An 11,904-nucleotide genomic window follows, 5' to 3' on the forward strand; every position below is an offset into this window, starting at 1 on the left:
ATTTTTTCACGAAAATATTGTACAAAGAAAAAATTTATCATTGGTCATATTGCATAAATAGCCACCCTGAAAATAAAAAAACAAGAGATCATTGATCCCTTGTTTTTTATCTAACACGCTTACCCCAGTACTGGAAGTAATCGACACGCAATGCCCCATTATATAGTTTGCGTCGTTTTGTCGCTTTTTCACCGTAAGATTTTTCAAACTCTAAGTCACTAGTTAAAATATACTTACTCCAACTTGGTAGATTACGATAGACAGAACCCATTTGCTCGTATAACTCACGGGCGGCTTCGAGTTCACCTAAACGTTCACCATAAGGCGGATTAGTCACCAGTACACCGTTAAGTTTATCAGTTGTCCAGTCTTTGGCAGCTAAACGCTTGAAAGTGATATCCTGACCAAGTCCCGCATGTTTGGCGTTTTCTCTAGCAATATCAACCATATTTTCGTCAATATCAAACCCTTCAATATCAAGAGTACGGTCATAATCAGCTTGCGCTTCAGCCGCATCACGCACTTTGTCTGACAATTTTTTATCAAACCAGTCCATGCTCTCAATATCAAAGTCACGAATTAATCCAGGTGCGATATTACGACCAATTAATGCTGCCTCAATCGCAATCGTTCCAGAACCAGTTGTTGGGTCAACAAATGGACGATCCGGGTGCCAATTTGTTAGCAAAACTAGTGCCGCTGCAAAGTTTTCTTTTAATGGTGCACCACCCTTATTCACACGATAGCCACGCTTAAATAGGGATTCCCCTGTTGTATCCAAGGTAACCATAACGTGATCTTTATCAATCATCACTTCAAGTTGTGCAAAATAACCGTTTTCAGGCAAACGTGTTCGAATATGATAAGCTTCTTGCAATCTATTGACGATTGCTTTTTTAGTAATAGCTTGAACATCTGGCACACTAAATAACTCAGATTTTTTTGAACGTCCTGCAACGGGGAATTCTGAATCATAGTTCAAATAATCCTCCCATGGTAACGCTTTAACGCCCTCAAACAGCTGATCAAATGTTGTCGCATCAAATTCACCCACAATAATTTTAATTCGATCCGCTGTACGAAGCCAAATATTAGTATTCAATATATCTTTTTGTGTACCATCAAAACGTACTCGATAATTTTCAACTTGATGTTCATAGCCCAAGCGTTCTAGCTCTTTACCAACAAGCGATTCCAATCCTGCTGCTGCTGTTGCCATTAAATGATATGTTTTTTCCATGATTTTCCTTTATAATTAGCGTATGAGATTAACTGATTTAGAAGATTTAACACAATATATGTCACTTGATACAAAATTATTAGTACAAACTGAGGACTTTGTTAATCCAGTGACAGCAATAAAATATGCAAATAATCATTCGGATATTATATTGCTAGCTAATGATCAGACTAATGCCATGACACTATCACAACTATTCGCACGTTTGCGTACACTACCGGCAAATACTATTCTCCTCACAGAAAATAATCAACCTATTTTTGGTTTTCATCTTGATAATCAATACAATATTATTTTTAAATAATTAATCAATAATATTGTTATATGTTACACCACGTCTGCGCTGCTTAGAGACCTGCGCTGCCTGTGGTGTAGTAATATTATCACGTTGCCAGTTGGCCAAAATTGTTTCAATATAACGCAAACTACGGGCATTATTTGCAACAGCCTCTTGAATGGCCAATAACATCATCACTGGCTCAAAGTGATCCTGATCAAACCAATGCCCAACAGTTTGCATTTCCATTGGTGATAACGGACGCCCAAATTCTGCCTCTAACGTCTGCATAATCTCACGACGAGCACTCTTACCATCTGACACAATTTCCGACCGTTGTGTAGTTTGACCATCTAATAGTTTTTCGTATAATGGTGTAAAATCATAAGTTTCAGTCTGAATACTGCCACCTACCACCTGCATCAAATCTCGTCTTATCAAACTCTGCAAACGCGTAATAACAATTTTTTCGGTCGTGTGCATTACTTGGGCAATAGCTGCCGGTGTAGCTTGATCTCCCCGCCCTTGAATACGCTCCACCTGCATATACAATGCTAAATCATCATTATCTAGACCAACATCTTGATAATGTAACAACAAGTCATTACTTACGCCAGTGTTACCAGCTTGAATATACTGTTGTAATCTTTTTTCTAACGTCATATTTCCTCGGTTTTAAAAACGTCCAAATAAATTGGACGTTTTTCTTATATAAATAGTGTATCACATTCGAGTAAGAATACTATGCTACAAAACTATAATTAAGGACGTAAACGGTTGGTCATTCGTGGAAATGGAATGGCTTCACGAATATGCTCCTCGCCAGTTACAAATGTCACCATACGTTCTAAGCCCAAGCCAAATCCTGAGTGTGGCACTGAACCGTACTTACGCAAATCAAGGTACCAAGCATACTCATCCATGTTTAACCCTAGTTTTTCAATTTCATTCTTCAGGTAGTCATAATCCGTATCACGTTCTGATCCACCTATAATTTCTCCGTAACCTTCCGGAGCTAATAAATCAGCTGAAACAACAATGTCATCTCGTGTTTTATGGCGCTTCATGTAGAATGGCTTAATTGCTTTTGGAAAGTTAACAATAAACACGGGTTTAGCAAAATGATTAGCCAAGAACGTTTCTTCGGGTGAACCAAAATCAACACCCCACTCCACATCAAAATCATTATCTTGTAATAATTTGACTGCATCATCATAGCTCACACGTGGATATGGTAACTGCGTATATGAACGAAGTAGGTCTTTGTCACGCTTGAGAATGTCAAGTTCTTGATCATTATTCTCGAGTACCTTTGAGATCAAGAAAGCAATATAACGTTCTTGGAGTTTCAAACTTTCCTCTTGATCCATAAAAGCCATTTCAGGCTCAATCATCCAAAACTCAGTCAAATGACGTCTCGTCTTAGATTTTTCTGCGCGAAATGTTGGCCCAAATGTAAATACTTTACCAAACGCCATTGCACCAGCTTCAGCATACAATTGACCAGTTTGCGACAAGAATGCTGGTTCGCCAAAATAATCCGTTTCAAATAATTCAGTCGTTCCTTCTGGGGCAGATCCAGTCAGCACAGGAGCATCTAATTTCGTAAAGCCTTCTTTGTTAAAGAACTCGTATGTTGCTGCAACAAGTGTATTACGAATTTTTAGAGTAGCAAACGGCTTCAGATGCCGTAAGTACAAATGACGTTCGTCAAACAGAAATTCAGTTCCATGCTCTTTAGGTGTAATTGGATAGTCATGGCTTTCACCAATTACTTTAATATCGGAAACAGCCATTTCATAACCGAAAGATGAACGAGCATCTTCATGAATTTCACCAGTAACATAAATACTAGTTTCTTGCTTCAAACTTTTAGCAGTTTCAAACACTTCTTCTGACACGTCAGCTTTAGCAACAACCCCTTGGAAGAAGGCTGTGCCATCACGTAATTGTAAGAATGCAATTTTGCCACTACCACGCTTTTGACGGAGCCAAGCCCCAATAGTCACTGTCTTTCCAACAAAGTTTTTTGCATCAATAATCTTAATTTTAGGTATTTCTTCAGTCATCACTATATTAATCTTTCGTATATTTTTTAAAGAATTGCGTCAAACGTAAAACTGCTTCATTAAGGGTATCTTGGTCTTTAGCATAACTCAAACGCAGATATCCTGGCATGCCGAATCCCTCACCGGCAGGCAAAGCAACATGTGCTTCTTCCAAAATTTTCGTTGATAATTCAACAGTATTACTTACGCCAACAAGTTTCATTAATTTTTCATCAACTTGTGGAAATAAATAAAAGGCACCTTGCGGCTTTACATCAACGTGTACGCCATTAATTTTGTTTATTGCCTCAAAAGTCGTATTTAACCGTTGTTCAAACGCCTGACGCATGTTTTCAACAGTGTCTTGCTCCCCATTCAATGCCTCAATTGCTGCATATTGAGCCGCTACTGTTGGATTGGAAGTCATGTGTCCCAATAACTTATTCATCGCCGAAATAATTTCTGAACTCGCTAAAGTCCAACCTATACGCCATCCTGTCATTGAGTATGCCTTAGACACACCATCCACAATAATCATAGCACTATTTTCAAGATGTTGTAACTGCAACCCAGATGTAAACTCAGCACCATTATAAACAAGTTGACCATATATTTCGTCTAAAATAACATAGACCCCATGTGTATTTGACCAATCTAGGATATCTTGAATTTCTTGTTTACTATATACTTGCCCAGTTGGATTGGTAGGAGAATTGACAATAACCAACTTGACCGTTTCTTTAATTTTGTCCAAATCTGAAATGGTTAACTTCATCGACGAGCTTTCCGAATGAACCTCTATCAGTTCACCACCAGCTAGCTTGATTTGTTCAACATAACTCACCCACTCCGGAGCAGCAGTAACAACTGTGTCACCAGGATTTAGTAAAACTTGCATCAATACATACAGTGATAATTTTGCTCCTGTCGTTACGGAAACATTTTGAGTAGTAATAGCTGCTTCATATCGCTGACTGACATTTTCAACAATCGCCTGCTTCAAGGCAGGTAAACCACTGGCTGGTGTATAAAAACTTGTTTTTTGTGCTTGAATCGCTTCAATAGCTGCGTCAGAAATATTTTTAGGTGTTTGAAAATCAGGCTCACCTACGCCTAAATTAATGACATCAATACCCTCTTCTTGCATTTGTTTAGCAAGGCCGTTCATAGCTAACGTTGGAGAAGCAGTTATAGCATTCACACGATTCGAAAAAGTCTTCACTTTATAGTTACCTCTTACATACCTGAAATGGCACGATACGTCTTTCCTGATTTAAAGTCTAATGTTAAATAATTTAGTTTATTGTCCTGCCCTTTATAACTAATCTCCCAAACTAATACACCTTGGTATTCACTAATATTAGCTGAATATAACTTTTTTGGCTTGTATTTGTTAGTTATCAGTTTTTTGAGCTGACTATCTGTCATTCCTGATGAACGATTATATGTTTTTATTTTATTATTGCGAACAATTGCAACTTTTTGAGTGCCAGTCGTTGTTTGCCCTAGAACAGCATAAGTGGTCGTCTTTCGATAATTAACAGATACTTGTGTTACTGTTGCAATGCTTGTTTTTTCACGTACTAATTTTTCAACTCGATTTTCTGCCTGGCGCATTGGAGCTAATGAAACGTAAAAATACCCCAAAATAAAGGCTGCTAGGATAATCAGAATACCGATTACTATGAACCAGAAGTGCGCCCAATGAATGCGCGCTTGGCGATGTCGCTGGCGGATTCGAATATCATCTTTAAATTGTATCATTTTTTGAACCCTCCATAATGGCATGTACACATGATATTATACCAAAAAATATGGTGATTTTGATCTGCGAGTTAGAGGTCATGCAATAATCGATCATATTGCTGTTCTAAACCTTTTTTCAAGTTCATCTTTTCAACGACAATTTGTTGCTTAAATCGATTACGTTGCATAGCATTCAATTGAGAAACTAATATACCATTTTGATGACGTTGCATTTGGGTTAAAACATAAGCTAGACGTGATACAGGTTGCCATACTTCTCTTTCTGGAACAATTACAATTGCAGGTAATTCCTGCTCTCTAAGCCACATGGTTGAAAAAATTTTTGGGGTAACAATAATAATATTATTTCGTTTGGTTTGACTCTGTCGTTGTATTTTTTCCAACGAGCCAGTAATTCCTTCCGCGACAATATTATAATTCGTTGTCACTGCATATTTTATTTTTTGATACCAATGATTAACCCGTTCTTCATTGGGGACGATTAATAGTATTTCTCCAACATTACGCTGCGTAATAGATTGTAAATGCACTATTGGAGACGAACGTTGCAATTGTACAACATGAATTGGTTGTAAATCATTATGAACAAATTCACGCTCAACAGTAAAGGGCTCCGGTACATCACGTAAGAATTCCGTAACCTCTGTTGGTAAAAACTCACTCACAATTAATAATTTATGAACATTGGACACAAATTCTGCTTGATAAATCGCACGTTCCAAAATATCGAATACGACTTCAGTTTGAGTTTGTCCGTTAACTTCGGAAAATTCATTTGCCACCACAATGTCATTTTGTAACTGTAAGCGCCTAATCTTCAACAATTGATCTCGAGCATCTTGGAACTCATGAGGAATACTATTTTCACTAATTTCAAATAATTCCTTCAAATGTAATATTATCAGTAGAAACCGTTCCACGCGCTTTAAATTAGCCCGTTGATTATCGGATTGCAATATTTGTTTTAGTAGTTTTAATGCTTCACTTAAACTCTGCCGAACAAATAAGCGCTGTTTATGCGTCAAACCAGCAATCTCTTGATGATTCAATCCTTTTAAAATGTTTTGATACTGCGTGACATTTAAAGAAACGTGAAAATAATCATGTAAATCATCAACAAATTGCGTTGGTGTTTCCATGACAACAACTGGCCATTTATCAATCTTTTTCTCTTCACGCAGTTTCTGACTTTGCACAAAGTATGTGCTGAAGTTCATGATAATGATATTAGCTTGATGCGCACTTTTATAAGCCTTTTCGAAAAATTGTGCATGACTGTCACCACGAATTGATGACACGTAGTCACCATTTTGAACACCTACCGAAATTTCTCGAAGTAAACCAGTTTTTGTTTGCGTTAGCCAAACCAAAACACGAGCTTTAAAAAATTGAATTTGCAATGTACTTTTTTCTTCTAAAGTTTGAGCAAACTTTTCAACATCTATATACTCTGATGGCTCGTACAAAATAGCACTTTGCATTGGTCGGCTAAATAGCTTTGTAAGATTAGTAATAATATCTACTTGCTGAGCTTGTAAACTCTCATCATTAGTCAATAAAACCGCTGTTTTTCCACTTAGAATAACTGGAACTAAATAGGCCAATGTTTTTCCAACTCTCGGACCGGTTAAAATGGTCAGCAAGCCATCGGTACGTTTATTTAAGAATTGATTGGCACGATCCATTAAACTGTTCTGTGCAACATTTGTCGTTAACCACTGCCCAAATAACTTTGTCTTTTCGTCACTTGTTTCTGGATAATCAACTTGGACAGATTTAGAAGAATGAATTGTTTGTTCTGTTGTAGTGGTTAATACAGCGACTTGCTCAACGGTACCAAAATTTTGCTTGTTTTTTGAATGAACAAGCTTTAAAAATTGCTGCGTTTGACGTAGTAACGGCCAATCACCTTGTTGCAATTGTTTTAATGTAATGTCCGGTAATTCTTCAAGTTTTTTCCAAAATTTCAAAAACAGTAAAGCCGTGGCATGCGCATCCGCATTGGCACGATGTGCATTTTTGAGCGTGATATTTAAGTAGGTCGTTAAATCTAATAAACGATATCCCGGCGCCGTTGGAAACAATATTTGAGCAAGCTGTACTGTGTCAATAGCAGCGGATTTTAAGAGTGGAAAACCAGTTCTTTCGAACTCATCATTTAAATACGGATAATCAAAATTAACATTGTGCGCAATAATCACTGTATTTTGAAGTAAATTTTGCAATAACGGTGCAATTTCTTCGAAATACGGTGCGTTTTGCACATCCTTTTGTGATATATGCGTGAGCTGCTGAATTTGACGATCAATTAGTTGGCCAGGATTGACAAAAGATTCAAAATGATCAACGATTTGACGTTTCTTTATAAATGTCATACCAATTTGAATAATTCGTCCACCTTTTTTTACGCTATGTCCTGTGGTCTCAAGATCGACAACCACGAATGTATCGTTGGCGTTCATATAAAGCACCTTTCTAAACGTGCGTGCTAGAGCACTTTTTATGTGAGAATTGCGCTGTTTACTACACAATAATTATGCGCACTAAACAACGCAATTCTCTTTTATATTTTACACTAAATACTACTGTGCGGTACAATAGTAGAGTACATCTGGAGAAATTTATGTTAAGTCAAATGAATGGCGTAGGTCAATCCCACGCAAAAGCAATATTAATCGGCGAACACGCCGTTGTTTATGGCGAACCTGCCATTGCAATTCCCCTACCAAATATGACGGTCACTGCTACATTGAGGCCAGCATTTCGTGGTCAAACAATCGATGGTGCTGAATTCCATGGTGATTTAAGTGAACTTGGTGCAAACGTTGAAGGTATCCGACAGCTATTACTGCGCCTAATCAATAAATTTAAAATGACTAATGTGCCATTCCTTCTCTCTATTGAATCAAATGTTCCTCAAGAACGAGGATTTGGCGCTTCAGCTGCTCTAGCAACTGCGATTACAAGAGCATTTTTCGATTACTTTAACACGACTTTAAGTAATACGGAACTGAATTACTTCACAAACATTGAAGAAGTCATTTCCCATGGATCACCTTCTGGCTTAGATGCCACCACCGTTAATTCGAGCAACCCGATTTGGTTTATCAAGAACAAAACAATGGAAAAATTCGAAATGAACTTATCAGGTACGTTGGTATTAGCCGATACAGGTATCCATGGTCAAACCGTTCACGCTGTCAGCATAGTCAAAGAATTTTTGATTAATGATCAAGAACGTGCTTGGTCAACAATTAGTCATCTCGGACAAATTGCTGAAAAAATACGGATTGATATTTCTGAAAATAATCCCGAGCATTTAGGTATGATGTTTACAGCAGCCCATCATGAATTACAATCATTGGGTATTTCACATCCTAAACTTGACAAACTAGTTAATGCTGCGAATCATGCTGGTGCTTTAGGAGCAAAGTTAACAGGCGCTGGCATTGGTGGTGCTATGTTTGCTTTAGCTAGAAATAATAATGATGCAATCGCAATTGCCAATGCTCTCAATAAAGCTGGCGCACAGAATACATGGATTCAACCCTTATGAAAGCTACTGCCCATACAAATATTGCCCTCATAAAATACTGGGGGAAAAAAAATACGGAACTGAATTTACCGACAACTAGCTCACTTTCATTAACACTAGACAAGTTTTACACAACAACTTCTGTGGAACCTGCCAATCATGATCGTTTTATTTTAAATGACCAAGTCGTCGACGCCACTCGTGTTCATCGCTTTTTGGATATTCTGCGACAACAGTTGGGTGATTTTACACCACTGCAGGTTATTTCTGAAAATCACGTACCTACAAGTGCTGGATTAGCCTCCTCTGCTTCGGCTTTTGCTGCGTTAACAGGAGCTGTTACACACGAACTAGGAATGGACCTACCCAAGGAAGAATTATCCCGCTTAGCCCGTCGTGGTTCTGGTTCAGCTAGTCGCTCTTTTTTTGGTAACTTCGCCATGTGGCATAAAGGTATTGACGACGCATCTTCTTTTGCCGAGAGCCTTAACGCGCCTGAATTGCCCATTGCCTTGGTTGTTGCTGAGGTTTGTGATGCGCCTAAAAAGATAACTTCAACTGAGGGAATGAAACGTGCTATTACCTCACCAAATTATGATCGCTGGCTATCAAAGTCGGCTAATCAATTCATTGATATGCAACATGCTATCCTAGATCAAGATATTGACAAAATTGGTGCTTTGGCTGAAGATAATGCCTTGGGTATGCATGCTTTAAATTTAACAGCTACAAGAAGCCCATTCACTTATTTTACAGACAAAACACAATTAATTTTATCTTTGATACAAGATATGCGCCATCAAGGAATATTGGCCTATGCAACAATTGATGCAGGGCCAAACGTTAAAATTATCACAACAATGCAAGAAGCGCCCAAAATTGTGACCATACTAAATCATGCCATACCATCCCTGAAACTTGAAATTGCTCAAAGCGGGCCTGGAATTTCTTATGACTAAAATATTAATCCCTGGTAAACTCTTTTTGGCTGGTGAGTATGCAATTACTAATCCTGGCAATACCGCGCTTGTTGTTGCCATTACTACAGGGTTAGCAATAGAAATTACCACAGCCCGTGAAGTTTCTACTATTACTTCTAATATCATTACAGATGATCTAACTTTCAATATCAACCAAGAAACGCCAGAGCAAACTGATGACTGGCGTTTTGTTCGCGCGGCTGTGAATCTGATGACACATTATGTTCACACGAAAAAAATTAGGGCAACATTACAAGAAGTAAATATTGACATCAAAAGTAATATGAATCATCCTACAGGTAAAATTGGTCTTGGTTCGTCTGCAGCCGTGGTTGTAGGCATCGTATCGGCTTTTAATAACCATTTCAAACTCAACCTAACGTTACTGACTCAATTTAAAATTGCTGCGCTCGCACACTTGCATGTGCAGAAAAATGGTTCATTAGGTGATGTTGCAGCAATAACATACGGCGGTGCTATTTCATACCAAAGCCCTGATTTGTCTCAATATCAAACGGCAGATAAAAATTGGCTACAGCCTGAAATTGTAGATGTGCCCTGGAAAAAACTAAACATCGTTCCCCTCAGTTGGCCGCAAGACTGGCAAATCCTTTTAGGTACCACACATGAAAGCGCCAATACAAGTAAGGCACTCGCCTCAAAAACATTGCCAACTTCTTTTTTCAAAGAAAGTCAACATGTCGCTGACGACGTCGTTCAATCGGTTATTAAAAACGACTACAAGCAATTTTCAAAAGGTTTAAAATTAAATCAAACCATCTTACGGCACACATTATCCCAAAAATACGTTACGCCAAAACTAGCAATTCTACTGCAGACACTTGGCGATACCGCAGGAAAAATCAGTGGTGCTGGATTTGGTGATAATGGCTTTGCTGTTGTTAATGGACCTACAGATTTACCAGAAAAGTGGCTTGCAGCTGAAATTGAGCCACATTACGTCCAAATTGCCCCACAGAATCGAGGTTAAAATGACTGAATCTGCTCAATCTCATCGTAAAGATGAACATCTATCGCTTGGTGTCAAACTCTGGCGTCAAAATACAATGCCTGTCATTGGTGCAACTTATGATGATGTACGTTGGTTACCCAATACTTTTCCCGAAACGAGTGTGTCAGAAGTTGATGTTTCAACCAAATTATTTGAACACCACTTTAAATGGCCCTTCTACATTGAAGCCATGACAGGCGGATCAGCTTTAACTGGTCGCATCAATATGGAACTTGCTGAGGTAGCTGCTGAGTCAAATATTGCTATGGCAGTTGGCTCACAATCGATTGCACTTAAAGAACCAGAAACTCGTGATACATTCACAATTGTTCGTAAGAAGAATCCCAATGGTTTTCTATTTGCCAATTTAGGGGCCGACCATCCTATTTCAAATGTACGTACTGCCATTGATATGATTGATGCTAATGCCATTGAACTTCATGTTAATGCCGCCCAAGAACTTGTCATGGCTGAAGGTGATCGCAAATTCTATTGGCTAGACAATCTTGCTGAAATCATCGCAAAGTCACCTGTTCCGGTGATAATTAAGGAAGTCGGCTTTGGTATGAGTCAGTCTACTTTCAAACAAATTGCCGATCTAAATCCAGCTGCTATCAATGTTGGTGGAGCAAACGGAACAAATTTTTCTATTATTGAACAAAGGCGTAATCGCCTTTCTGAAGCTGTTAATTTAGATCATTACGGACTATCAACTGTCGAAAGTTTGCTGGAAGCAAAAATGGCTAAAAATAACTTACCCTTAATTGCTACAGGAGGCATTCAAAGTGTGAATCATGTCATAACTAGTCTCATGCTGGGCGCGTCTTTAACTTCTAGTGCTGGTTTCATGCTCACAACACTAATGGAAAAAGGTCAAAAATCATTACTCGAAGAAATTAATGCATGGCAAGTAGCGTTGCCACGTCTATTCACATTACTTGGTGCCCAAAATATCACGGAACTGCAACATAAACCACTAATATACAGCCCTAACCTACAAAATTTTATTGCACAACAAAAAGCATCTCAATGAGATGCTTTTAAA

Annotated in this window: 11 protein-coding genes; 5 read left to right on the forward strand and 6 right to left on the reverse strand. The window is 38.3% G+C overall.

Annotated features, from left to right (window positions below; translation table 11 throughout):
• Window positions 1-106 precede the first annotated feature (106 nt).
• A complete protein-coding gene (locus tag RHP56_RS06625; RefSeq protein WP_102753186.1) occupies window positions 107-1,240 on the reverse strand; it encodes a THUMP domain-containing class I SAM-dependent RNA methyltransferase in 1,134 nt (377 codons plus the stop codon).
• A gap of 22 nt (window positions 1,241-1,262) precedes the next feature.
• On the opposite strand from RHP56_RS06625, the gene RHP56_RS06630 reads away from it, so the two are divergent.
• A complete protein-coding gene (locus RHP56_RS06630; RefSeq protein WP_025268229.1) occupies window positions 1,263-1,544 on the forward strand; it encodes a hypothetical protein in 282 nt (93 codons plus the stop codon).
• On the opposite strand, the gene RHP56_RS06635 is transcribed toward RHP56_RS06630, so the two are convergent.
• The 5 genes from RHP56_RS06635 to RHP56_RS06655 all read right to left on the reverse strand — a co-directional run bounded on the left by RHP56_RS06635 (window position 1,545) and on the right by RHP56_RS06655 (window position 7,794).
• Window positions 1,545-2,180, reverse strand: coding sequence for a DnaD domain-containing protein (locus RHP56_RS06635; RefSeq protein WP_002815059.1), 636 nt, complete (start codon window positions 2,178-2,180; stop codon window positions 1,545-1,547).
• A gap of 98 nt (window positions 2,181-2,278) precedes the next feature.
• On the reverse strand, window positions 2,279-3,586 hold the full coding sequence (gene asnS / locus RHP56_RS06640; protein WP_002815061.1) for an asparagine--tRNA ligase: 1,308 nt from the start codon (window positions 3,584-3,586) through the stop codon (window positions 2,279-2,281).
• Window positions 3,587-3,593: 7 nt separating this feature from the next.
• Window positions 3,594-4,787: a pyridoxal phosphate-dependent aminotransferase gene (locus tag RHP56_RS06645; protein WP_080987884.1), complete on the reverse strand. Its 1,194-nt coding sequence runs from the start codon at window positions 4,785-4,787 to the stop codon at window positions 3,594-3,596.
• A gap of 14 nt (window positions 4,788-4,801) precedes the next feature.
• Complete coding sequence (locus tag RHP56_RS06650; protein WP_036091481.1) at window positions 4,802-5,329, reverse strand: hypothetical protein; 528 nt, start codon at window positions 5,327-5,329, stop codon at window positions 4,802-4,804.
• A 71-nt stretch (window positions 5,330-5,400) separates the two neighbouring features.
• A complete protein-coding gene (locus RHP56_RS06655) occupies window positions 5,401-7,794 on the reverse strand; it encodes an exonuclease domain-containing protein (protein ID WP_084035083.1) in 2,394 nt (797 codons plus the stop codon).
• A 161-nt stretch (window positions 7,795-7,955) separates the two neighbouring features.
• Between RHP56_RS06655 and mvk the strand changes: the two genes are divergently transcribed.
• Genes mvk through fni form a run of 4 tightly spaced genes read left to right on the forward strand, consistent with a single transcriptional unit; the run spans window position 7,956 to window position 11,892 of the window.
• Complete coding sequence (gene mvk, locus RHP56_RS06660) at window positions 7,956-8,888, forward strand: mevalonate kinase (RefSeq protein ID WP_011680077.1); 933 nt, start codon at window positions 7,956-7,958, stop codon at window positions 8,886-8,888.
• The gene (mvaD, locus tag RHP56_RS06665; protein WP_080987883.1) at window positions 8,885-9,826 is read left to right on the forward strand and encodes a diphosphomevalonate decarboxylase; all 942 of its coding nucleotides are present in this window, start codon (window positions 8,885-8,887) and stop codon (window positions 9,824-9,826) included. The genes mvk and mvaD overlap by 4 nt, the downstream gene beginning before the upstream one ends.
• The gene (locus RHP56_RS06670) at window positions 9,819-10,838 is read left to right on the forward strand and encodes a mevalonate kinase family protein (protein ID WP_462794671.1); all 1,020 of its coding nucleotides are present in this window, start codon (window positions 9,819-9,821) and stop codon (window positions 10,836-10,838) included. Before mvaD ends, RHP56_RS06670 begins: the two co-directional genes overlap by 8 nt.
• A 1-nt stretch (window position 10,839) precedes the next feature.
• Window positions 10,840-11,892 (forward strand): type 2 isopentenyl-diphosphate Delta-isomerase, encoded by a 1,053-nt coding sequence (gene fni / locus RHP56_RS06675; RefSeq protein ID WP_011680080.1) that lies wholly within the window; start codon window positions 10,840-10,842, stop codon window positions 11,890-11,892.
• Window positions 11,893-11,904 lie beyond the last annotated feature (12 nt).

This window comes from Leuconostoc sp. C5 (assembly GCF_056530425.1).

Excerpts from the sequence above, each read along its gene's own strand:
- RHP56_RS06655 (WP_084035083.1), bottom strand. The coding sequence starts at position 7,794 with ATGAACGCCAACGATACATTCGTGGTTGTCGATCTTGAGACCACAGGA.
- RHP56_RS06630 (WP_025268229.1), top strand. The coding sequence starts at position 1,263 with ATGAGATTAACTGATTTAGAAGATTTAACACAATATATGTCACTTGAT.
- fni (WP_011680080.1), top strand. The coding sequence starts at position 10,840 with ATGACTGAATCTGCTCAATCTCATCGTAAAGATGAACATCTATCGCTT.
- mvk (WP_011680077.1), top strand. The coding sequence starts at position 7,956 with ATGTTAAGTCAAATGAATGGCGTAGGTCAATCCCACGCAAAAGCAATA.
- RHP56_RS06650 (WP_036091481.1), bottom strand. The coding sequence starts at position 5,329 with ATGATACAATTTAAAGATGATATTCGAATCCGCCAGCGACATCGCCAA.
- asnS (WP_002815061.1), bottom strand. The coding sequence starts at position 3,586 with ATGACTGAAGAAATACCTAAAATTAAGATTATTGATGCAAAAAACTTT.
- RHP56_RS06670 (WP_462794671.1), top strand. The coding sequence starts at position 9,819 with ATGACTAAAATATTAATCCCTGGTAAACTCTTTTTGGCTGGTGAGTAT.
- RHP56_RS06635 (WP_002815059.1), bottom strand. The coding sequence starts at position 2,180 with ATGACGTTAGAAAAAAGATTACAACAGTATATTCAAGCTGGTAACACT.
- mvaD (WP_080987883.1), top strand. The coding sequence starts at position 8,885 with ATGAAAGCTACTGCCCATACAAATATTGCCCTCATAAAATACTGGGGG.
- RHP56_RS06625 (WP_102753186.1), bottom strand. The coding sequence starts at position 1,240 with ATGGAAAAAACATATCATTTAATGGCAACAGCAGCAGCAGGATTGGAA.